Source organism: Pseudomonas sp. 2957 (assembly GCF_031456345.1).
Lineage (GTDB): Bacteria > Pseudomonadota > Gammaproteobacteria > Pseudomonadales > Pseudomonadaceae > Aquipseudomonas > Aquipseudomonas siliginis.
This window is the reverse complement of the sequence record NZ_JAVDUL010000003.1, coordinates 661669-684132: the sequence shown is the minus strand read 5'-3', so window position 1 is coordinate 684132 and position 22464 is coordinate 661669. Positions and strand designations below refer to the sequence as shown.

Below are 22464 nucleotides of genomic sequence, written 5' to 3'. Positions count from 1 at the left end.
AGGAGATGACAATGGACACTGCGTCGCGAAAGTACAAATTGGCAATGTACCTGTGTCTGATTGGCGCAATTGGATTTGGCCTGTATGTAAGGTTGCGCAACATCGATGCTACTGGCCTGTGGCTGGATGAGGCCTTCAGTGTATCGGTAAGCGATCCGCAAAATGGATTCTTTGACGTGTATCGAACTACATTGAGTGACGTTCATCCTCCCTTTTATCAGATTTTACTGTGGACTTATTATCAGGCTGTCGGGTTTGGCGAACACACAGGGCGGTATCTCTCTGCGGTAATCGGCGTGCTGTTGATTCCCTCTGTATTCCTCCTCGGGCGCAAATTGTTTGATGAACAAGTAGGGCTCATCGTTGCGTGGTTGGCAGCGGTCAATAGTTTCTTGGTTCAGTATTCGCAAGAGACTCGCTCTTATGCGCTTCTGTCGTTGCTTACCGTTTTGTCTTTTGTGATCTTCTTGCGCTGCTTAAGTCGAGGCAGAGGGCAGGATTTTTTTTGCTATTGGCTGACTTCCGCCGCGCTGATAAATACTCATTACTTCGGTTATCTGCCGGTCTTTGCTCAAGTGCTTGTGTTGCTTCACATGATCTTGCGCAGCGAGGTCCACAGCCAAGTTATATACAGGTTCATTTGCGCCGGATTTTTTGCCGCATTAACCGTAATTCCTGGTTTATCGTACGCTGAGAGTAGCTTTTTACGGGATTTCTGGATTCAACCACCCGAAACTGTTTTTTTCTTCAAGGTTTTCCTGTTGTATTTCGGAGATACGTTTCTGGCCGCTTTGCTCGCTGTAATTTTAATTTCAGGGCTGGCGTCGATGGCTCAAAATCCTGAAAGCGCAATTGCTTGCAGGCTGATTGTGTTCTGGGGGGTAGTAGGAATTGTGGTGCCCTATGTCTGTTCTGTTTACTTACGCCCGGTGACAACTCAACGCAATTTTATTTTTCTTCTGCCCGCCGTATTGCTGGTGGCTGCGTACGCAGTTGGCAATATAAGAGATGTGCCAGTAAAAGTGTTAATGCTGGTGGTATTGATGACATTTTCTGCTACGCCTTTATTCAGGGATATCAGTTATCTGAGGGATCCTGAAAATCCGTACTCACGCGAGACGCACATGAGAGATATCGTCATCTCTGTAATGAATAAGTCAAACGCGTTGCCAATCTATTCGCTTGATGCGATTCAGTTTGGTGTCTATTTCAAGTTGCTGGGATCTCCGCTGCTTGTTAGTAATTTAGAGAAGCTGAAAACTGATTTGTCGTTGCCCAGTCACCCGAAAGAATTTTATGTTCTGGAGACGAACTATGGTCCTGGTTTTGCTCAGGGAATCAAAAATCTAGAAAGGTACGAAGCAAAAATTATCGATAAGGAAGAAATAGGTCATGTGCGATTATTCAAGATCCGTACATTTGAACCATGATCGGTAGCGGTGGGCATTCCGAATGGAAATGCACACCTTTGAGCAGTTACGCAGCGACGACCTCGCTCGGCTCAAAACTATCCGCCCGCGCCATCTGCCACATCCGCGAATAGAACTCGCCATTCACTTCACCGGTGAGCAATTCCCCCGGTTTCAAAAACACGTGCAACTGCGAGAACAGTTTGATCTCGGTCGCCGACATGCGTCGTACCAGATGCTTGGCCGACAGTTGCGAGGGATGCTCAAGGCCTGCTGCAGCGAGCATTTCCGCCAGTGCTTTGAGCGTGCTGCGATGGAAGTTGTAGACGCGCTGGGCTTTGTCCGGTACCACCAGAGCGCGTTGGCGCAAGGCGTCCTGGGTGGCAACGCCGGTCGGGCATTTGTTGGTGTGGCACGACTGCGACTGGATGCAGCCGATGGCGAACATGAAGCCGCGCGCGGAGTTGGCCCAGTCAGCGCCGATGGCCAACACGCTGGCGATGTCGAAGGCGCTGACGATCTTGCCGCTGGCGCCGAGTTTGATCTTGTCGCGCAGGTTCAGGCCGACCAGCGTGTTGTGCACGAACAGCAGACCTTCGCGCATCGGCACGCCGATGTGGTCGGTGAACTCGACAGGGGCGGCGCCAGTGCCGCCTTCCTTGCCATCGACGACGATGAAATCGGGAAGGATGCCGGTTTCCAGCATGGCCTTGGCAATGCCCATGAACTCCCACGGATGGCCGAGGCAGAATTTGAAGCCCACCGGTTTGCCACCGGACAATTCGCGCAGTTGCTGGATGAACTGCATCATCTCGATCGGCGTTGAAAACGCACTGTGGCGCGACGGCGAGACGCAGTCCTCGCCCATCAGGATGCCGCGTGTTTCCGCAATCTCCCTGGTGACCTTATGCTTGGGCAAGATCCCGCCATGGCCGGGTTTGGCGCCCTGGCTCATCTTGATTTCGATCATGCGCACTTGCGGATTCTGCGCCTGCACGGCGAAGCGCTCCGGGTCGAAACGGCCGTCGCTGGTGCGGCAGCCGAAGTAGCCGCTGCCCAGCTCCCAGGTCAGATCGCCGCCGTGTTCGCGGTGATACGGGCTGATGCTGCCTTCGCCTGTGTCGTGGGCGAAGTTGCCGAGTTTGGCGCCTTGGTTCAAGGCGCGGATGGCGTTGGCACTGAGCGAGCCGAAGCTCATCGCCGAAATATTGAAGATCGACGCCGAGTACGGCTGCGTGCACTGCGGACCACCGACAGTGACGCGGAAACCGTTCGGGTCACTCAACGGCGCCGGGCGCATCGAGTGGCCGATGAATTCGAAGCCGGACTGGTAAACGTCGATCAGCGTGCCGAACGGTTTGTCGGCAGTTTCGTTTTTCGCTCGCGAGTACACCAGCGAACGCTGCGCGCGGGAGAAGGGCAGGGCATCGCTGTCGGACTCGAGCAGGTACTGGCGAATCTCCGGGCGGATGCCTTCGACCAGATAACGGATGTTGCCCAGAATCGGATAATTGCGGCGCACTGCATGGCGCGTCTGCAACAGGTCGAACACGCCGAGCAGGCTCAGCACAGCGGTGGCGGCGGTGATCGGCCACAGCCAGTCATGTTCGAGAAAGGGCAGGCTGGCGAGGGTGAAAATCACGCAGACGGCAAAGAAGGCGTAGCGGCTCAGCAGCGACAGGCTCATACGGTTTCCTTGGTTCGGATTGTTTGTGGCTGGCAGGCATATTGCGCCAACGACGGAACCGTGAACAGGCAGATTTCCCTCTCCTCGCCTACATCGGAGCCGTCTCGCTTACGATGCCAGTTGACTTGGCTGTTGAACGCGAGAAGCAGCCATGCAGCAATACTGGTGGGCAAACTTGTGGCATTGACGAACGCCTTCGCGAGCAAGCTCGCACAAGGAATTGCAGTGAAAGGTGGAAGCGAACTTGCACGCGAAATCGACGATTACCTTTTTGTTTATGCCGCGACTGATTCCTGAGGGCGTTTGCCGTTTCTGGTCATGTTTGTGCTTGGCCCTGGCCATATCGTTGATGCAGTAATTGATGTGATAGAAGGTGAACAGGACTGAATACAAGCGGTTCATTCGTGGTTCGAAGTTGTGTTTGGTCAGCGTGTAGGCGCGCAAGGCTCTGCGAACTCGAAAGCACCAAGCAATGGCGATGAGCTGGGCAATGACCGTCATCGCATACCCCGTGGCTATGAACCGCGGATCAGATACGGTGAAAAAGATCCCTCCGATACCACAGAGCGCCAGATAAACGACCAGACCGGTCTGGCTCAGTGTCTTGATTTGAGTGACCTCCTCAACCACGGTTGTTGTTTTGTGCAGCCATACAACCGAGTAGAGACCCATGGTGACTACGGTCAGGAGAATGAAATGGAGCGTCTTGAGATTGTTCTTTTCCTTGAGCGTCGAAATGTCAGACATGCAGCGTTTTCCCTCTTAGGCGATGTGGCGAATGGCTGCCGGGCAGCGATGAATAACGCTACCAAATTCGCGAGTGGGAAATTTCCGAGCCTTTTGGCGGACTTGTCGTCAGAGTCAGGCTGATCACGGATGCTTCTTGTAGGGATCTTCTGATGACGCAGGCGCGTCGGGCGTGGGATCCTGCGATCTTTTCGCACAAGGCATTTTTCGACTCATGACGCCGACATCCGCCGTTTCGCCCTGCATCATCCATATCGCCGCCGCCCTGTTGCTCAACGCCCAAGGCCAGACCCTGCTGGTGCGCAAGCGCGGCACCACGGCCTTCATGCAACCGGGTGGCAAGATCGAAGCCCACGAGTTGCCAGTACACGCATTGGCCCGTGAGCTGGAAGAAGAGCTCGGGTTGCAGATCGACCCGGCGCAGGCGATTTTCCTCAACAGTTTTTCCGCCCCCGCAGCCAACGAGCCGGGCTTCATCGTGCACGCGGAGATCTTCCAATTGACCATCGATACTGACGTGTGTCCGGCGGCGGAAATCGAGGAAGTCATCTGGGTCGATCCGGCCACTGATCCGGCGCTCGAGCTGGCGCCATTGACACGCGAACACATCCTGCCGTTTTATCGCCGTTCACTGACTGCACTCGCCTGATCATTCCCGCAAAGGACGTTGCCATGATCCCGTTGCAAGACCTGCTGATCTTCGCCGCCGCCGCGTTGCTGATGGTGCTGACACCGGGGCCGAACATGATCTATCTGATCTCGCGTTCGATCTGTCAGGGACGCCGCGCGGGGGTGACGTCGCTGCTCGGCGTGGTCGGCGGGTTCTTCGTGCATATGTTCGCTGCGGCGGTCGGTTTGACGGCAGTGTTTCTTGCCGTGCCGATGGCTTATGAAGTGTTGAAATGGGCCGGTGCGCTGTACCTGCTGTGGCTGGCCTGGCAAGCGCTGAAACCCGGCGCGCGTTCACCGTTCGAAGCGCAGCAATTGCCGCCGGACTCGTCGCGCAAGCTGATCACCATGGGCTTTCTCACCAGCGCGCTGAACCCGAAGATCGCCGTGTTCTATCTGTCGGTGTTTCCGCAATTCATCAGCCCTGAGCACGGCTCGGTGTTCGCCCAAAGCATCGTCCTCGGCCTCACGCAGATCAGCGTCAGCTTCAGCGTCAATCTGTTGATCGCGCTGTTCGCCGCAGGCATCGCTTCGTGGTTCGTGCGCAACCCGACGTGGCTGGCGATGCAGCGCTATTTCATGGGCATGGTCCTCGGTGGCCTTGCCGTACGGCTGATGCTCGAACAACGGCGGACTGCCTGACATGTGGATCGAACGGCTGGACGCCAGCCATGCCCTGGCTTACCGCGAACTGATGCTGCAAGCCTACGACCGGCATCCGCAGGCGTTCACCTCCAGCGTGCGCGAACGCGCGGTGATGCCATTGAGTTGGTGGGAAGGGCGCCTGACCAGCAAGCTCGATGTGGTGCTGGGGGCATTCGATGCCGGGACGTTGGCCGGGATTGTCGGCCTGGCCTTTGAACCGCGCGAGAAGGCACGACACAAGGCCACGCTGTTCGGCATGTATGTCTCGGCGGATTTTCGTCGCAAGGGGCTGGGCTTTGATCTGGTGCAGGCGGCACTGGTCGAAGCGCAAAAGCATCCGGCGCTGAAATTGCTGCAGCTCACCGTGACTGCCGGCAATGACGCGGCTTTTCAGTTGTACCAGCGTTGCGGCTTCATTCAGTACGGCCTCGAACCACTCGCCGTGCGGGTGGGCGAAGACTACTTCGACAAGATCCACATGTGGCGCCAGCTCTGACCCACCACGACAATCCTTGTGGGAGCGAGCCTGCTCGCGAAGGCGTCCGTCCAGCCGACATCATCGCTGAATCATCCACCGCTTTCGCGAGCAGGCTCGCTCCCACAGGGGGAACTCTTGCTCGGAAAAATCAGCGTACGGCACTGACCCCATCGAGGGTCGAGAACGAGGTGTCCTTGGCGGTCAGCAGGAAATCGCGCATGTACGGCGCGTCGAGCATGTCCGTGCGAATCGCCGCGTACAGCGTCGCGAACAAGCCTTTCTCACCCAACCGTTTGCCCTTCACATAGCCGCGCGAGCTGTATTCATGCAGCGCCCAGTGCGGCATCCCGCAGACGCCACGGCCGCTGGCGACCAGTTGCATCATCATCACCGTCAGTTCCGAAGTGCGCACCAGCGCAGGTTCGATGTCGGCCGGTTCGAGGAAGCGGGTGAAGATGTCCAGACGATCACGCTCGACCGGGTAGGTGATCAGCGTTTCGGTCAACAAATCTTCGGGAACGATGTACGGCTTGCTCGCCAGCGCATGCTGATTGGCCACCGCGAGCATGGCTTCGTAAGTGAACAGCGGCACGTAAGTGATGCCGGCAATTTCCAGCGGATCGGAGGTCACCACCAGATCCAGATCGCCGCGCGCCAGTGCCGGCAGTGGGGCGAAAGCGAAACCCGAAGCCAGGTCCAGCTCGACCTCCGGCCAGGCATCGCGGAACTGGTCGATGGTCGGCATCAGCCACTGGAAGCAGCTGTGGCATTCGATCGCCATGTGCAGACGCCCGGCGGTGCCACCGGCCAGCCGACCGATGTCCCGTTCAGCGGCGCGCAACAGCGGCAGGGTGGCGTCGGCCAGTTGCAGCAGGCGCAAACCGGCGCTGGTGAAGCGCACCGGTTTGGTCTTGCGCACGAACAACTGCATGCCCATGCGCTCTTCCAGCTCTTTGAATTGATGCGATAGAGCGGATTGCGTCAGATGCAGGCGATCAGCGGCATCCACCAGGCTGTCGGCTTCGCGCAGGGCGTGCAGGGTTTTCAGATGTCGGATTTCAAGCACCGGCGGGCTCCATGAAGAAAACTTGTGACGAATGCGTGGAAGGTGAGTTTGTCTCATGAAGCACGCTTTGTCGATCTGCCGGCCAGGATCCGGCGATGCATTCGACAGACGACCGCTCGGCACTCTTCATCAAACTGTCATGCAACTGTGGCAGCGCGCTCGCACGAACTTCATCAGACTCGCGCTCTACTGGGGTGCTGCGTTTTGGTATTTTTCATGTTCAAGAGAGTTTTTTCAGTCGCGGCCGCGTTGGCCGCGCTTTTGTTCGGGGCCGGCTCGTTTGCAGCCGGACGCTGTGATGTCAACGTGCCGACCGAGCACGCCGAGCTGGCGCAGGTCAGTCTTGCCTATCAAAGTATCGGCCGCGCATCGGACCCGGCGCTGTTGCTGGTCATGGGCCTGGGTGGGCAGTTAATCCACTGGCCGGACGAAGTCGTGGTCGCGCTGTGTCAGCAGGGTTTCCGGGTGATCCGCTATGACAACCGCGACGTCGGATTGTCGACCTGGCGGCAAGCGCCGATCGAGGCCAACCTGACCTTCGAAGTGCTGCGTTACAAACTCGGTTTGCCGGTTTCGGCGCCCTACAGCCTGACTGACATGGCCGACGATGCGCTGGGTTTGATGACGGCGCTGAAGGTTGAGCAATTCCACGTGCTCGGCGCGAGCATGGGCGGGATGATCGCTCAGCACATGGCGGCGATGGCGCCGCAGCGGGTGGAAAGCCTGACGCTGATCATGACCACTTCCGGCGCTGAAGGCCTGCCGGCACCAAGTGCGGCGCTGGTGCAGTTGCTCTCGCGCCGAGGTGCGCCGAACCGCGAAGTGGCGTTGGAGCAACAGGCCGATCTGCTTGCGGCACTCGGTAGCCCGGCGGTGACGGATGATCGCCAAGCGCTGTTGCAACAGGCGGCGGCGTCCTACGACCGCGCGTTCAACCCCGAAGGCGTCAAGCGCCAGATCATGGCAATCCTTGCCGAACCGAGCCGGGTGGCATTGCTCAATCAGCTGCGCGTACCGACCCTGGTGGTGCACGGCACGGCAGATCCGCTGCTGCCGGTGATGCACGGCGTGCATCTGGCGGCGCACATTCAGGGCAGTCAGTTGAAACTGATTCCGGGACTGGCGCATCGCTTTCAGGAGGCGTTCAAGGAGCCGTTGCTGGCGGCGGTGCTGCCGTATTTGCAGGCGCATCGCGAGGACACTTCGCATTGGGCTCGGGTCGATCCGCCGGCGCCGAACAATCTGCTGTAAGAGTGCGCCAGCATCCTGTCGCCAAAAAAATATCAATGTGCCACTATTGTTTGCCGCGTTGTTGCCGATAAGGCGCAGGAACGTTTTCAGACATAGGGACTTGATCCATGATTTTTCGCGCTACACGTCAATGGGCCGCGCTGGCTCTGCTCGCCGTACTGACTCTCACCGGCTGCGCCCATGTGCAACCGCCCGTGGCCCTGGACAAACAGTTCTGGGATGCCAAAGAGCCGACCATCGGTGTGGCCATTACCGTCGTACCGTCGCCGGTGCTGGCGCTGACCGGCAATCAGGGCATCCTCGATTACGCCATCAATGCCGGCGTCAACAGCAAGCTCAGCGCCAATGTCGAGACCTGGCAGGTGCGCGACCTGGAAACCCTGCCCGACGCCATCGTCGCCAAGCTGCAAGCCAAGGGCTACAAGGCCAAGCGCATTGATGAAAAGGTCGATCTGAAGACCTTCAAGGAAGTCGATTTCCGCGAGGGCTACATGACCAAGGACCTGTCGCCGATGAAAGCTGCCCACGGCATCGACCGTCTGTTGCTGGTGTCGATTTATGCCACCGGTGCCACCCGCAGCTACTACAGCATCGTGCCCACCAGCGTGCCGATGGCCCAGGTCGGCGGCCAGGGCATGGTGATCGATCTGTCGGACAACAGACTCTTGTGGTACCAGCCATTCGCCGCTGTACAAGCCGCGCAAGGTGAGTGGGACGAGCCGTCTTACACCAACCTGTCCAACGCGTTTTATCAAGCGATGGATAACAGCCGTCAGCAAATGATCGCCCCGTTCGCGCAATGAAACGTCTGGCGCTGACCCTCGCGGCGATCTCGCTGCTGGCGTTGCCTGGCTGTGCGCAGAAACCGGCACCCGAGGCCGGTTTCAAGGATCAGGCGGCCATGAGCTATGTGCAGGCACACGGACTGAAGGTCGACGTGCAACTGCCGGCGGAGTTTGTCGGCGCCAGCACGGTCATCGACAGCAAGGCGGCAGTGAACGCGGCGAATTCCAGTTACACGCTGGTGTCGAGCTCCGGTGCGGGCGCCGGGCTGGCGGGCATTCTGGTGGCCAGTCTGATCAATACGCAAATGGGTTCCGGTACGTTACAGCGCGATGCCGAAAAAGCCGCGCTGAACGAATCGCGGCCGCTGGCCGACCTGCTCGCCGGCGTGCCGTTGCAGGAGCGCTTGCAACAGCGTTTTCAGGCGGCGTCGCAAGTCTCCGGATTCAAGCAGGGGGCAGGTGCGGTCACGGCACGGTTGCTGATCGAACCGAAGCTGATGCTGACGCCCGATCGCGGCAGTTTCGTGCTGGTCAATCAGGTGCAATTACAGGATATCGCCGGCTCGCCGCTGTACCGCATGCGCATCGAAGTGGCCAGTCAGCCGATTCGTCGTTGCGGCAAGCAATGTATCGATGACGGCGCCCTTGACCTGGCCAAGGTCACCGCCGTGCTGGATGAATGCATTGACGAATCCATGCGCGTGTTGAGCGCCGATCTGATGCAACCGACGCCACCGCCCGCCGCGCAGGAAACCCTGCGTTACGTGCTCGACGGCCAGCGTGTGGTCGAGCGCGGTTATCAACTGGCGCAGAACGGCAACTACTGGCGCTACCGCAATCTTTACGGTGCGGTGAAGTCAGTGCCAGTGCCGTTCGAGGATGCTCTGTCGTCCGCGCAACTGGCCAGAGTCTACGATCGCTAGTGGCTGATGCGCGTGGGTTCAGGCATGCAGCCGGACCCACACGCTCACCAATACCGTCGCCGCCATCAGCCACGCCACCGCCGCCACGGCCAGCGACGCTTCCAGGCGCATGCGGTCGACCATCACGTACAGCGTCGCCAGATAGATAAAGTAGGGAATGATCGACCACATCCCAAACACGATCGTGGTTTTCAGATCGTCGACCGAGCGGCCCTTGCCGACGATGTAGTGCGCAATCAGGGCAAAGGTCGGGAACAGCGGCACCAGACCGGCGATGTAGTAGTTTCTGGTCTTCGACAGCGCAGCGAGGATCAGCACGACTGCGGCGCCGATAGCGGCTTTGAGAATCAGATCCATCAGTGGCTCAGCCCGTACTTTTTGACTTTATCGAACAGCGTGGTCTTGGCCATGCCCAATTCCTGGCTGGCCTGGGTCAGGTTGCCGCCGCTGCGTTGCAAGGCGTCGACCAGCAGATTGCGCTCGAACGCTTCCACCGCTTCGGCAAACGCCAGACCCTGGCCGGCGCTGGCCCCGGATTTCTTGAAAGCCGGCAGGCCGAGGGCGAAGCGTTCGGCGACGTTGCGCAGTTCGCGCACGTTGCCCGGCCAGTCGTGGCTCATCAGGTTCGACAGGGTCTGGTTGTCCAGCTCCGGCAGCGCGCGGTCGAAGCGCAGCGCCGACTGCTGGGTGAAATGCTCGAACAGTTGCAGGATGTCTTCGCGGCGTTCGCGCAGCGGTGGCAATTCCAGGGTCACGACGTTGAGGCGGTAGTACAGGTCGCTGCGAAATTCCCCGGCCTTGCTCGACTCATCAAGGTCGGATTTGGTCGCCGCAATCACCCGGCAATCCACGGCCACGCTCTGGTTCGAGCCGAGGCGTTCAAGGGTGCGTTCCTGCAGTACGCGCAGCAACTTGATCTGCAACGGCAGCGGCATGCTTTCCACTTCATCGAGGAACAGCGTGCCGCCGTCGGCGTGCTCGATCTTGCCGATGCGCCGTTTGCCGGCGCCGGTGAAGGCGTTGGCTTCGTGGCCGAAGATTTCGCTTTCAAAAAGGTTTTCCGGCAGGCCGCCGCAGTTCAGCGCGACGAACTGTTTGCTGTGGCGCCGACTGAAATCGTGCAGGCAACGGGCGACCAGTTCCTTGCCGGTGCCGGTCTCGCCTTCGATCAAGACGTTGGCCGAGGTGTCGGCGACGTTGGCGATCAGCTCGCGCAGGTTCTGCATCGCTGGTGAGCGGCCGATAATCCGCCCTTCCAGCGAATCGCGTTCGGCCAGTTGCCGACGTAGCGATGACACTTCACGGGCGAGGCTGCGTTGCTCCAGCGCCCGCCGCGCGACATCGACCAGGCGTTCCGGCGAGAACGGTTTTTCCATGAAGTCGTAGGCGCCTTTCTGCATCGCGCCGACGGCCATGGAAATGTCGCCGTGGCCGGTGATCAGCACCACCGGCAGGCTGCGATCACGCTGCTTGAGGCGGGTGAGCAATTCCAGGCCATCGATGCCCGGCAGGCGGATGTCGCTGATGACGATGCCGGCAAAGTTGTCGCCGACCTGCGCCAGTGCTTCTTCGGCACTGCCGACGCCGATGCACGGGATGTCCTCGAGGGTCAGCGCCTGTTGGCAGCCGAGCAGCACATGGGGGTCGTCTTCGACAATCAGCACACTGAGTTCAGGGTTCATATTGGCTCGGCAGAAAGAGGGCTTACCAACGGTAAACTGAGGACGAAAGTGGTGCCACCGCCGGCCGGGTGTTCGACACCCAGGTGCCCGCCGGTGGCGGCGGCGAGGCTGGCGGACAGGGTCAGGCCCAGTCCCAGGCCTTGCTCGCCGGGTTTGGTGGTGAAGAACGGTTCGAACAGATGCTTGCGCGCTTCGGCGTCGATGCCGTGGCCGTTGTCGCGCACCCGCAAGCGATACTTGCCGTTGAATTCTTCACCCTCCAGCCACAGCTGCGGCTGCGGTTGCGCGTGCATGGCGTCGAGGGCGTTGCCGATCAGGTTGACGAGGATCTGTTCGAGACGGGTCTGATCGATCAGCAACTGCACATCGGCAAACTGCCGGTGAATCTGCAGCGCGGTGTTTTCCACGCGCGCGCCGAGCACTTGCAACGCGGCGTCGACGGCTTTGCCGAGACTGGCCTGACCCTTGTTGTCGCCGCGCCGGGCGAACGAACGCAGGCTGGCGGTGATCCGGCCCATGCGGTCGATCAGGTCGTTGATGGTCTTGAGGTTGGTGCTGGCGACGTCGAGCTGGCCGCGCTCGAGAAAGCGCACGGTGTTGCCCGACAGCGTGCGCATGGCCGCCAGGGGCTGGTTCAATTCATGGGCAATGCTGGTCGACATCTGTCCGATAGCCGCGAGTTTGCCGGCCTGAACCAGTTCATCCTGGGCGCGGCGCAACGTCTCCTCGGCCTGACGGCGCTCGCGGATCTGACTCTTCAGCCGTTCGTTGCTGGCGCGCAGATCGGCGGTGCGTTCGGTAATCCGACGCTCCAGTTGGCTGTTGGCTTCCTGCAGCGCTTCGCGGGCGGCGAGGCGGGTGGCGAGGACTTTGCGCCGCTCGTTCCAGGCAATCAGCAGGAAGGCGAACAGGGCAAACGCCACCGCCACCAGAATGCCTTGGTTGATGGCTTCGCGGCGCAGGTCCTGCAATGGCGTGAGCAGGGTGAAATTCCACGGCGTGTCGCTCAGCAGTCGGGTTTGCGCCAGATAACTGATGTCGTCTTCGTCGGGCTGCAATTCGCTGTTGGCCGGGAAAGTCAGTTTCTCCACGCCTTCGGCCAGCGTCTCGCGGGCCAGTGGTTGCAGTTCGTTGAGCGGGAACCAGTAATACTGCAGGCTGCGAGCGAGTTTTTCCTTGACCTCATCGCTGAGCGGGATCACCGATTTCAGCCGCCTGGCAGGATCGCTGGACAGAATGATGATGCCGTTCTCATCGCTGACGAACGCTTCCAGACGCGCCCGTTGCCAGCGCTCTTCCATGGCTTCCAGACGCACCTTGACCACCGCGACACCGATGATCTTGCCGTGCTCTTCGAGGCCGTGGGCGAGGTAGTAACCGGGTTCGCCATTGGTGCTGCCGATGCCGTAGAAGCGCCCGGGCTGGCCGCGCACGGCGTCTTTGAAATAGGCGCGGAAGGACAAGTCTTCACCCAGATAACTGTCGACATCGCGCCAGTTGCTGGTGGCCATGACCCGGCCGGTGGTGTCCATCACGTAGATGGCGCGGCTGCGGCTGCGGCGGTTCAGGCCTTCGAGGTAATCGTTGACCGTCTGCCGGTGCTCCGGGGTCGGATCGGCCAGCAACTGCGGCACACTGGTTTCGAGTTCCAGCAGGCTGGGCAGGTAGGTGTATTTGCTGATCTCGCTTTCGACCGCGCGGGCGTGCAGTTCCAACTGACGCTGACCGTTCTCGCCGAGGCTGCGGATGCCGAAGTGTTCACTGGTCCAGAAGCCGATAAAACCCAGTCCGACCATCAGGGCGATGATCAGCGGCGGCAGGAACAGATGACGGATCAGACGGGGCTTCACGGCAAGTGATGGCTCTGCAGCGCGATAAAGAGTGGGGTCGCATTTCATCACAGATGCCTTGGGTCAACCACAACACTTGTTTGTGCCTGTGGCGAGGGGATTTATCCCCGTTGGGCCGCGAAGCGGCCCCAAAACCATCACTGCGGTTTAACTGAAAGACCGCATGCACAGGTTTTACGACTGCTGCGCAGCCGGACGGGGATAAATCCCCTCGCCACAGGGGATCTCATTGTCAGGCTGCCCGCACCCCACAGACAGGGTGCGGGTGTGTTGCTTTTAGTGCTGCAGGATTTTCTCGAGGAAGTGCTGCGCGCGTTCGGAGCGGGCGCTGATGTCGCCGAAGAATTCCTCTTTCGGGCAGTCCTCGATGATCTTGCCTTGATCCATGAAGATCACCCGGTCGGCCACTTTACGGGCGAAGCCCATTTCGTGGGTCACGCACATCATGGTCATGCCTTCGTGGGCCAGTTGCACCATCACGTCGAGCACTTCGTTGACCATTTCCGGATCGAGCGCCGAGGTCGGTTCGTCGAACAGCATGACGATCGGGTCCATCGCCAGCGCACGGGCAATCGCCACACGCTGTTGCTGACCACCGGACAGTTGCCCCGGATGCTTGTGGGCGTGCGCCGACAGGCCGACGCGCTCAAGCAACTGCAGACCTTTTTTGGTCGCCTCTTCCTTGCTGCGGCCGAGCACCTTGATCTGCGCGATGGTCAGGTTTTCGGTGATGGTCAGGTGCGGGAAAAGCTCGAAATGCTGGAACACCATGCCCACGCGCGAACGCAGTTTCGGCAGGTTGGTTTTCGGGTCGGCGATCGACGTGCCGTCAACCACGACATCACCTTTCTGGAACGGCTCCAGGGCGTTGACGCATTTGATCAGCGTCGACTTGCCGGAACCCGACGGGCCGCAGACCACGATCACTTCGCCTTTCTTGACCTCGGTGCTGCAATCAGTCAGCACCTGGAAGTCCCCATACCACTTGTTGATGTTTTTGATAGAGATCATACGGCGAACCTTTTTTGCAGACGCTTGACCAACCGCGAGGCGGCGAAGCTGATGATGAAGTACACGAGACCGGCGAAGATCAGGAACTCATTGGAGCGGCCGATGATGTCGCCGCTGGCACGCGAGGCGTTGAGGAAGTCAACCAGGCCCACGGTGTAGACCAGCGAGGTGTCCTGGAACAGGATGATGCTCTGCTGCAGCAACAGCGGGGTCATCTTGCGGAACGCCTGCGGCAGGATGATCAGGCGCATCATTTGCCCGTAGTTCATGCCCAGTGCCTGAGCAGCACCCATCTGGCCCTTGGAAATCGACTGCACACCGGCCCGGACGATTTCGCAGAAGTACGCCGCTTCGAACATCATGAACGCCACGACGCACGAGGTGAACGCGCCGATCGGCGTGTCTTCGCCGGTGATCCAGCGCAGCACGAATGGCACCGCCAGGTAGAACCAGGTGATCACCAGCAGCAGCGGAATCGAGCGGAAATAGTTGACGTAGGCGCCGGCTATGCTCGACAGCAGCTTGTTGTGCGACAGACGGCACAGCGCGAGGATCGTGCCGAGAATCATCCCGCCGATCACGCCCATGGCCATCAGCTTGAGGGTCATCACCATGCCGTTCCACAAACCGGGAATGGCCGGGACGATGCCACTGAAATCGAATTCCATTATTTACCCCCCACGGAGATCAGGCCGGGCACCGCGACTTTCTTCTCGACCAGGCGCATCAGCAGCATCAGGCTCATGTTGAGGGTGAAATAGATCAGGGTCGCCAGGGTGAACGCTTCGAACAGGTTGGCCGAGAACTCGGCGGTCTGTTTGGTCTGCGCCAGCAATTCCATCAAACCGATCAGGGACGCCACGGAGGAGTTCTTGAACACGTTGAGGAATTCCGAGGTGAGCGGCGGAATGATGATCCGGTAGGCCTGGGGCAGCAGCACGTTCCAGTAGATCTGCGGCAGCTTGAAACCCATCGCGCGGGCGGCGGATTCCTGACCCCGAGGCAGTGCCTGGATACCGGTGCGCACTTGCTCGCAGACACGGGCGGCGGTGAACAGACCGAGGCAGACGACAACGCTCAGGTAGGCCGAGGTGGTCGGATTGAGGTCCTGCTTGTACCACTCCTGCAGATCCGGCGGCAGCAGATCGGGTACCAGGAAGTACCAGATGAACAGCTGCACCAGCAGCGGCACGTTACGGAACAGCTCGACGTAGCAGGTCGCGATGCCCGATACGATGCGGTTCGGCACAGTGCGCATGATGCCCAGCAGCGAGCCGAGCAGCAGGGCGATGATCCACGCCACGACGGCGATGGCGATGGTCCAGCCCAGACCGGAGATGAACCAGTCGAGATAGGTCTCGCTGCCCACACCGGTGGACTTGAAGAACACGCCCCAGTCCCAGTTGTAATTCATTAGGGTCTCCCCTCGATTCGATCGATGTACAAGTGCCCGCCTGGGGAACTCCGTTCCCTCCCCAGTCTTTTTTCAAAGACCGGGCACACGCGATCGGCTCGACAGCCACCGGTTCGAGTGTTTCCAGAAAAATGCCAGCAGGGAGTGACCATCCCCTGAAAAGGCAGGCGCCTCCTCAGGGGATAAGGTTAGTCAGAAAATCAGGACTTCTTGTCGTCAGCCGCTTTGTCGGTCGGATTGGCGATCAGGGTCTTGAGCTCGTCGCTCATCGGGAAGTTCAGGTTCAGGCCTTTTGGCGGAATCGGCTGCATGAACCACTTCTCGTAGATCTTGTTGATTTCGCCCGAAGCGTAAGTGGCCTTGATCGCGTCATCCACAGCCTTTTTGAACGGCTCGTCGCCTTTGCGCATCATGCAGCCGTAGATTTCGTACGACTGTGGCGTGCCGGTCACTTCCCAATCGGCGGCTTTCTTGGCCTTGGCGGCTTCGCCGGCCAGCAGTGCGTCATCCATCATGAAGGCAACGGCACGGCCCGATTCCAGCATCTGGAAGGACTCGCCGTGGTCTTTGGCGGAGATGACGTTCATGCCCATCTGCTTGTCGGCGTTCATCGCCTTGAGGATGCGCTCGGAGGTGGTGCCGGCGGTGGTCACGACGTTCTTGCCTTTCAGATCGTCGAAATCCTTGTACTTGGAGTCTTTCTTGGACAGCAGACGGGTACCGATTTCGAAGATGCCGACGGAGAAGTCGACCTGCTGCTGACGCTCGACGTTGTTGGTGGTCGAACCGCACTCGACGTCCACGGTGCCGTTCTGCACCAGCGGGATACGGGTCTGCGAGGTGACGAGGTTGTATTTGACTTGCAGGTTCGGCAAATCGAGGTCTTTCTTGATCGCTTCGACGATCTTCAGCTGGATATCGTGCGAGTAGCCGACCGGCTTGCCGGACGCATCAGCGATGTAGGAGAACGGAATGGAGGCGTCACGGTGGCCCAGGGTGATGACACCGGACTCTTTGATCTTCTTCAGGGTGCCGGTGAGTTCGGCGGCGAAAACTGGCGTGCTGATCAGAGCGGCAGCAATGGCTGCGCCCAGGATATGGGGAACGATGCGCATCAAATTTTCCTCGACATTGTTTTTTTTATGGAGCCAGTTTGTCGGCCCTTTTTGTGCTTCGAATGCCTGACGGCTCCTGAAGTGCTGGCACAGCAGGCATTCGTCGAGAGAGTGTAGAGCATGACTCGTGCCAGAGCAGTCGAACTCAGTTAAGCGGTTGTTTTATAACGTTATTAAAGTTTTATGGCGGTAATGTTATGAACGCATGATCCGGTTAACCGAATCGACTGTGGAGTCGCGTTCGGAAAACCGAATATCTTGTGGCCTGGTCTCAGACTTGCCGGCTCAGTGGCGTTTCATGCAAATACACCCACTTCACCCCTTCAGGTTGTCCGCTCAGGATCGCCACTGCGACCCGCGAGTGTTGAGCGCCGTCCAAGCGTTGGGTTTCGACGTAGCTCACAGCCAGCATGTCGTCCTCCTGCCACACCGTGTGCAAATCGCTGATCTCGATATCGAGTCCCGCCTTGGCGCCTACGGCTCCTTTGAACAGTTGTTCTACTTCGACGCGGGTCAATGCGTCCCCCGAAATACCAACCATGCTGAAATCCTCAGCAAATGCCTGCATCAACGGCTCGATGCTCGCGGCGCCAGCGCCGTCGGCATCAGTGAATACCCGAAGGATCAGCTCGTGGACGTGGTGGATACTGTGTTCGGCTTGTTCGATCAGATCGTATGTCATGGGCGTTCCTTCGCAGGGGGCAGTTGATTCATCTGCAGCAACGGCAGCAGCCCGACCAGCGCGGCAATTGCGAAGGTCGCGTGATAGGCCGGCGTGGTGCCGAGCGTCGGGAGCAGCACGTTGAAGATCATCAGAAACAGTGCGGCGCCGAGGCTGAAAGACATCTGCCGATTGATGTTCCAGATGACACTGGCCTTGTGCGTATCGCCGCCGGTGAAGTCCATCAGTGAGGTAGTTTGCGCGGTATTGGCACCGATGCCACCGCCAATGCCCATCAGGCTGTAGGCGATCATGATGAGCCAAAGATCAGTTGGCGCATTGACCAGCACCAGGGTGGCGATGCCGGCGCTGTGCAACAGCACGCCGAGGGTGAACAGGCGTCTGGCGCCGATCCGGTTGTAGACGCGACCGCAAAGGATCATTGCGATGAACGCACCGATGGCATAGAGGATCATGAACATTCCGGTCAGCCGGGCGCTGAAGTGCAGGGTGTTCTGCAAAAAGAAAATACTCATCAGGTTGACACCGGTGAACACCCCCGGAATTGCGTAATAGATGAAGATCGAGGTGCTGAGTTTTCTGCTCCTGAGCAGGCTCAAGTCGATGATCGCGTTACTGCAGCGGCGGTAATGCAGCAGATACAGCGCGATGAATGTCAGGCCCGCGATGACAAAACCCAGCGCTGCCAGCGGTGGGTAATCGCCGCCGTACAGCGACATACCCATCAGCAAACTGGCGAGCACCGCGCTGACCAGCAACAGGCCTTTGATGTCCGGACGCTGAAGCTCGGCGGGTTTGCCTTCCCTGATCCACCACCACGACAGCCCGGCGGCAAGCAGCGAAAACGGGAGGGTGCTGTAGAACACCCAGCGCCAGGAGCTGATGTCGACAATGAGGCCGCCGACGGTGGGTGACATCGCCGGGGCAATCAGGGCGACGGCCATGATCAGCATGGATATTTTCGCGCGTTGCTCGCCATGAAAAAGATTGAACGTCAGTGCCTGTCCGACCGGGATCAACAAGCCGCCGCCGATGCCCTGAACGAAGCGCCAGATCACCAGTTCATGGAAGCTGTCGGCCTGGCCGCACAGCCACACCGAGCCACTGAATACCAGCATTGAAGCGGTGAGGATTTCACGACTGCCAAAACGCGCGGCCAGCCAGGTGCTCAGCGCAATGATCAACGTCAGTCCGAGGATGTACGCGTTGGCGACCCACGCCACCGAAGCGCTGCTGACCTGCAAGGTAGCTGACAGACTGGGCAGCGCCACCGCCGACATGAAGATGTTGATGCAATCGATAAAGAAGCCGAGCAGGAAAATCGACGCGACTTTATAGCGGTAACTCATGGTGTTTCCCCTTTGTCGTCGAGCATAGGGGCGATAGACTCCGATCGTCGATGCAATGGAGCTGAACACAATGTTTGAAGGGATTGAACCGTGACTCAGGGCGCTCTGCACACGCACTTGAACCGGGTGCAGACGTTTCTGGCGATTGCCGAACTGGGTTCTTTTACCAAGGCTGCCAGCCATCTGAATCTCAGCCGGGCCATGGTCAGTCTGCACATCAAGGCCCTGGAGGCAGCGTTGTCGACCAGCCTGTTGCTGCGCAACAGTCGTGCCGTGACCCTGACCGAGGCCGGGCAAAGCTTTTACAACGAATTCAAAACCATCGTTGCCGATATCGACACAGCGTTTGACAGGGTACTGCACCGCACAAACCGCGTTTCGGGAACGCTGCGGATCAGTTCCACCAGTGAATACGGCGAGCGATTCATCCTGCCGCTGATTCCGCTGTTCGCCGAGCGTTATCCCGACATCCGCCTGTGCTACGACTTCAACTCCTCGCTCAATGATCTGCTTGCCGACCGGCTCGATCTGGTGGTTCGCCTGGGCAACCTGGCGGACTCGGCTTTCAAGAGCCGGAAACTGGCCGACTATGAAATTGTGCTGGTGGCTACTGAAGGTTTTCTGCTCCGCTACCCGGTAAAAACACCGCAGGATCTCAATGCCGTGCCGTGGATTGCCAACAGCAATCTGTTGGCGCCGACGCAGTGGGTTTTACGCGATGGTGTGGGGGAAGCAGTCGAAATCAATGGTAGCCGTCATTTCCAATCGAATTCATCGACTGCGATTCGTTCGATGACCTTGTCGTCGCTGGGCGTGTCGGTGCTGCCGGCGTGGATGGTTGAAGACGATAGGGACCGTGGGCATCTGGTACGTGTGCTGCCGGAATACTCGCTGCCCTCACAGCCGATCAGCCTGGTGTTTGCGGACACGCCGCACCTGCCGCCCAAGTCGCGGGTGTTTATCGATTTTCTTTTGGCACATTTAGGGTCGTGAGGGAGTGGAGCCGGGCCTTGCGGGCTTAGCAAAAAGCCCCTGAATCTTGCGATTCAGGGGCTTTCGTTTGAACGGTGAGATCAAGCCGCCTCGATCTTCCGGCTCTGCTCAACCTTGCCCAGATACGTCGACAGCGTCTGCTGTTCCTCCGGTGTGGTGAACAAGCCTAGCTTGGTGCGGCGCCACAGGATGTCGTGCGCCGTAGTGGCCCACTCTTCGCTGCACAGGTAATCGACTTCGCGGGTGTAGAGCCCGCCGCCGATGTGCTCACCCATGTCGGCCAGGCTTTCCACGCCTTCAAGCATGCGCCAGGTGCGGCTGCCGTAGGTGACGGCCCAGCGCCGGGCGATTTCGGTCGGGACGAAATCGAACTTGTCGCGAATCCGCGCGCTCAGGGCCTCTGGCGTGGTCATGTCTTCGCCGCCGGGCAGGGTGGCGGTCGCGGTCCAGCTCGGGCGCATCTGGGTGAAGAACGGCATCAACTGCGCCATCGCCGACTCGGCGAGCTTGCGGTAAGTGGTCAGCTTGCCGCCGAACACCGACAGTAGCGGTGCTTCTTCGGCGTTGCCCGACAGCGCCAGAGTGTAATCGCGGGTGACCGCAGACGGGTTGTCGGATTCGTCGTTGCACAGCGGCCGAACGCCCGAGTAGCTGTGCAGGATGTCTTCGCGGCTGAGCTGCTTCTTGAAGTGGGCGTTGACCACTTTCAGCACGTAATCGGTTTCGCCTTCGGTGATCGCTACTTTCGCCGGGTCGCCGGTGTATTCGCGGTCGGTAGTGCCGATCAGAGTGAAGTGGTTCAGGTACGGAATAGTGAAAACGATGCGCTGATCTTCGTTTTGCAGAATATGCGCATGTTCGCCTTCGTACAGTTTCGGCACGATGATGTGGCTGCCCTGGATCAGACGGATGCCATACGGCGATTCCATCTTCAGGTCGTCACGGATGAACTTGGCCACCCATGGGCCGGCGGCGTTGACCAGTGCTTTGGCGGTGATCGAAAACAAACTGCCGTCGGCGCGCTCCAGATGCAGATGCCACAAACCTTTGGTGCGGCGGGCACTGACACAGCGGGTCTGGGTATGCACATGCGCGCCTTTTTCACGGGCGGCCATGGCGTTCAGGACCACGAGGCGGGCGTCATCGACCCAGCAATCGGAGTATTCGAAGCCTTTCTTGATTTCGCTTTTCAGCGCGCTGTCGGCGCCGAACTTCAGGCTTTTCGAACCTGGCAGCTTTTCACGTTTGCCGAGGTTGTCGTAGAGGAACAGGCCGGCACGAATCATCCACGCCGGACGCAGGTGCGGGCGGTGTGGCAGTACGAAACGCATCGGTTTGACGATATGCGGCGCCTTGGCCAGCAACACTTCACGCTCGGCGAGCGCTTCACGCACCAGACGGAATTCGTAATGTTCCAGATAGCGCAGGCCACCGTGGATCAGCTTGCTGCTGGCGGACGAGGTGTGGCTGGCCAGGTCGTCTTTTTCGCAAAGGAACACCGAAAGACCGCGACCGGCGGCATCCGCTGCGATCCCGACGCCGTTGATCCCGCCGCCAATCACGGCAACGTCATAGATCTCGGAGAGAGGGGGCGTACGCAAGGTAGAGGTGGACATCGGCTGGCCTCGGTTCTTTTGATTTAGTCTTGGAAATCGAACATAAATGTTCATTTGCGAAAATGGTAGCCCATAAACACGCGCGCAGCCAGTCGCGTTCGATTGAAAAAACTCATCGAAGGGCGATTAAAAGAAAATTTTCGAACATGAACGCGCGCAGGGGCGCAGAAGATGTGTTGTTTGATCGATTGTTTTCGCGAGCAGGCTCGCTCCCACATTTTGCAATGCATTCCAAGAGTGGGAGCGAGCCTGCTCGCGAAAGCGTCGGTTCGGTCAGCGAGGGAGAGGAATCAGACGACTTCCAGACGAATCTTGTGCTGACTCAGCAATTGCGCCAGCGCCGGTACCGGCTGCTGATCGGTGACAAGGCAATCGATCAGGCTGATCGGCCCCAGTCGAATCATCGCATTACGCCCGAACTTGCTCGAATCCGCTGCCAGAATCACCTGTCGCGCGTTGGCGATGATCGCCTGGCTGACCCGGACTTCCTGATAATCGAAGTCGAGCAGGCTGCCGTCCTCATCGATCCCGCTGATGCCGACCAAGGCGAAATCGACCTTGAACTGATTGATGAAGTCCACGCTCGCCTGACCGACCACACCGCCGTCGCGGCGCACGTTGCCGCCGGTCAGCAGCACATCGAAATCATCCTTGGCGCTGAGCATCGAGGCGACGTGCAGGTTGTTGGTGATGATTTTCAGGTGGCTGTGATTGAGCAGGGCGCGAGCGATCGATTCGGTGGTGGTACCGATATTGATGAACAGCGAGGCGTGATCGGGGATCTGCGCGGCAATGGCTTCACCGATGCGTTGCTTTTCATCACGCATCTGATCGGCACGCATGGCATACGCGGTGTTTTCAACACTGGAATCGTAAGCGGCGCCACCGTGGTAGCGACGCAGCAGATTGGCTTCCGCGAGCTGGTTGATGTCGCGGCGGATTGTTTGCGGGGTGACAACGAACAGCGTGGCCATTTCCTCGATGCTCACATAGCCGCGTTCGCGGACCAGCTCGAGGATTTGCTGCTGACGGGGAGGCAGATTCATGGGGCTTCCTTTGGGCTGCCGTGCAAAATTTGCCCATGATGCCGCA

General features: G+C 59.1%; 22 protein-coding genes. 8 read left to right on the top strand and 14 right to left on the bottom strand.

Translation table 11 applies throughout. The features are described 5' to 3' along the window. Positions 1 to 11 precede the first annotated feature (11 nt). Positions 12 to 1430: a glycosyltransferase family 39 protein gene (locus J2Y39_RS13545; protein ID WP_310218154.1), complete on the top strand. Its 1419-nt coding sequence runs from the start codon at positions 12 to 14 to the stop codon at positions 1428 to 1430. A 46-nt stretch (positions 1431 to 1476) separates the two neighbouring features. Here J2Y39_RS13545 and J2Y39_RS13540 read toward each other — a convergent pair whose 3' ends face one another. Then, on the bottom strand, positions 1477 to 3096 hold the full coding sequence (locus tag J2Y39_RS13540; protein ID WP_056790072.1) for an FMN-binding glutamate synthase family protein: 1620 nt from the start codon (positions 3094 to 3096) through the stop codon (positions 1477 to 1479). Between the two features lie 108 nt (positions 3097 to 3204). Further along, positions 3205 to 3843, bottom strand: coding sequence for a DUF4234 domain-containing protein (locus tag J2Y39_RS13535; protein WP_310218152.1), 639 nt, complete (start codon positions 3841 to 3843; stop codon positions 3205 to 3207). Between the two features lie 214 nt (positions 3844 to 4057). Here J2Y39_RS13535 and J2Y39_RS13530 point away from each other — a divergent pair, with 214 nt between their 5' ends. Genes J2Y39_RS13530 through J2Y39_RS13520 form a run of 3 tightly spaced genes read left to right on the top strand, consistent with a single transcriptional unit; the run spans position 4058 to position 5653 of the window. Further along, positions 4058 to 4492, top strand: coding sequence for an NUDIX domain-containing protein (locus J2Y39_RS13530; protein WP_095181775.1), 435 nt, complete (start codon positions 4058 to 4060; stop codon positions 4490 to 4492). Between the two features lie 23 nt (positions 4493 to 4515). Next, positions 4516 to 5154, top strand: coding sequence for a LysE family translocator (locus tag J2Y39_RS13525; protein WP_310218150.1), 639 nt, complete (start codon positions 4516 to 4518; stop codon positions 5152 to 5154). A gap of 1 nt (position 5155) precedes the next feature. Then, positions 5156 to 5653, top strand: a complete 498-nt coding sequence (locus J2Y39_RS13520) for a GNAT family N-acetyltransferase (protein ID WP_310218148.1) — start codon at positions 5156 to 5158, stop codon at positions 5651 to 5653. A 130-nt stretch (positions 5654 to 5783) separates the two neighbouring features. Here the strand turns inward: J2Y39_RS13520 and metR are convergent, their stop codons facing one another. Further along, a complete protein-coding gene (gene metR, locus J2Y39_RS13510; RefSeq protein ID WP_310218145.1) occupies positions 5784 to 6701 on the bottom strand; it encodes a transcriptional regulator MetR in 918 nt (305 codons plus the stop codon). A 216-nt stretch (positions 6702 to 6917) separates the two neighbouring features. On the opposite strand from metR, the gene J2Y39_RS13505 reads away from it, so the two are divergent. The 3 genes from J2Y39_RS13505 to J2Y39_RS13495 all read left to right on the top strand — a co-directional run bounded on the left by J2Y39_RS13505 (position 6918) and on the right by J2Y39_RS13495 (position 9660). Beyond that, positions 6918 to 7952, top strand: coding sequence for an alpha/beta fold hydrolase (locus J2Y39_RS13505; RefSeq protein ID WP_056790057.1), 1035 nt, complete (start codon positions 6918 to 6920; stop codon positions 7950 to 7952). A 107-nt stretch (positions 7953 to 8059) separates the two neighbouring features. Beyond that, positions 8060 to 8755: a hypothetical protein gene (locus tag J2Y39_RS13500; RefSeq protein ID WP_095181777.1), complete on the top strand. Its 696-nt coding sequence runs from the start codon at positions 8060 to 8062 to the stop codon at positions 8753 to 8755. Beyond that, positions 8752 to 9660, top strand: a complete 909-nt coding sequence (locus tag J2Y39_RS13495; protein WP_041479882.1) for a hypothetical protein — start codon at positions 8752 to 8754, stop codon at positions 9658 to 9660. Before J2Y39_RS13500 ends, J2Y39_RS13495 begins: the two co-directional genes overlap by 4 nt. 18 nt (positions 9661 to 9678) lie before the next feature. Here the strand turns inward: J2Y39_RS13495 and J2Y39_RS13490 are convergent, their stop codons facing one another. From J2Y39_RS13490 to J2Y39_RS13450, 9 genes are all read right to left on the bottom strand, one after another. Further along, positions 9679 to 10008 (bottom strand): GlpM family protein, encoded by a 330-nt coding sequence (locus tag J2Y39_RS13490; protein WP_177327026.1) that lies wholly within the window; start codon positions 10006 to 10008, stop codon positions 9679 to 9681. Between the two features lie 8 nt (positions 10009 to 10016). After that, entirely contained in the window at positions 10017 to 11342 is a 1326-nt protein-coding gene (locus tag J2Y39_RS13485) for a sigma-54 dependent transcriptional regulator (protein ID WP_024014166.1), read from the bottom strand. After that, positions 11339 to 13240: an ATP-binding protein gene (locus J2Y39_RS13480; RefSeq protein WP_056790048.1), complete on the bottom strand. Its 1902-nt coding sequence runs from the start codon at positions 13238 to 13240 to the stop codon at positions 11339 to 11341. Before J2Y39_RS13480 ends, J2Y39_RS13485 begins: the two co-directional genes overlap by 4 nt. A gap of 228 nt (positions 13241 to 13468) precedes the next feature. Beyond that, complete coding sequence (locus tag J2Y39_RS13475) at positions 13469 to 14203, bottom strand: amino acid ABC transporter ATP-binding protein (protein ID WP_016773390.1); 735 nt, start codon at positions 14201 to 14203, stop codon at positions 13469 to 13471. Then, positions 14200 to 14871 carry an amino acid ABC transporter permease gene (locus J2Y39_RS13470; RefSeq protein ID WP_016773391.1) on the bottom strand — a complete coding sequence of 224 codons (672 nt, stop codon included), beginning with the start codon at positions 14869 to 14871 and terminating at the stop codon, positions 14200 to 14202. Before J2Y39_RS13470 ends, J2Y39_RS13475 begins: the two co-directional genes overlap by 4 nt. Then, positions 14871 to 15617: an amino acid ABC transporter permease gene (locus tag J2Y39_RS13465; protein WP_056790046.1), complete on the bottom strand. Its 747-nt coding sequence runs from the start codon at positions 15615 to 15617 to the stop codon at positions 14871 to 14873. The genes J2Y39_RS13470 and J2Y39_RS13465 overlap by 1 nt, the downstream gene beginning before the upstream one ends. Before the next feature lie 200 nt (positions 15618 to 15817). Continuing rightward, positions 15818 to 16732 carry a glutamate/aspartate ABC transporter substrate-binding protein gene (locus tag J2Y39_RS13460; protein WP_095181779.1) on the bottom strand — a complete coding sequence of 305 codons (915 nt, stop codon included), beginning with the start codon at positions 16730 to 16732 and terminating at the stop codon, positions 15818 to 15820. Positions 16733 to 17003: 271 nt separating this feature from the next. After that, entirely contained in the window at positions 17004 to 17414 is a 411-nt protein-coding gene (locus J2Y39_RS13455) for a hypothetical protein (protein WP_056790039.1), read from the bottom strand. Then, a complete protein-coding gene (locus J2Y39_RS13450; protein WP_310218140.1) occupies positions 17411 to 18763 on the bottom strand; it encodes an MFS transporter in 1353 nt (450 codons plus the stop codon). The genes J2Y39_RS13455 and J2Y39_RS13450 overlap by 4 nt, the downstream gene beginning before the upstream one ends. A gap of 105 nt (positions 18764 to 18868) precedes the next feature. Here J2Y39_RS13450 and J2Y39_RS13445 point away from each other — a divergent pair, with 105 nt between their 5' ends. Continuing rightward, positions 18869 to 19756, top strand: a complete 888-nt coding sequence (locus J2Y39_RS13445; RefSeq protein WP_056790359.1) for a LysR family transcriptional regulator — start codon at positions 18869 to 18871, stop codon at positions 19754 to 19756. A gap of 80 nt (positions 19757 to 19836) precedes the next feature. Here J2Y39_RS13445 and glpD read toward each other — a convergent pair whose 3' ends face one another. Both glpD and J2Y39_RS13435 read right to left on the bottom strand, forming a co-directional pair. Next, on the bottom strand, positions 19837 to 21372 hold the full coding sequence (gene glpD, locus J2Y39_RS13440; RefSeq protein WP_056790032.1) for a glycerol-3-phosphate dehydrogenase: 1536 nt from the start codon (positions 21370 to 21372) through the stop codon (positions 19837 to 19839). A 290-nt stretch (positions 21373 to 21662) separates the two neighbouring features. Next, positions 21663 to 22418 (bottom strand): DeoR/GlpR family transcriptional regulator, encoded by a 756-nt coding sequence (locus J2Y39_RS13435; protein WP_007953179.1) that lies wholly within the window; start codon positions 22416 to 22418, stop codon positions 21663 to 21665. Between the last annotated feature and the right edge of the window lie 46 nt (positions 22419 to 22464).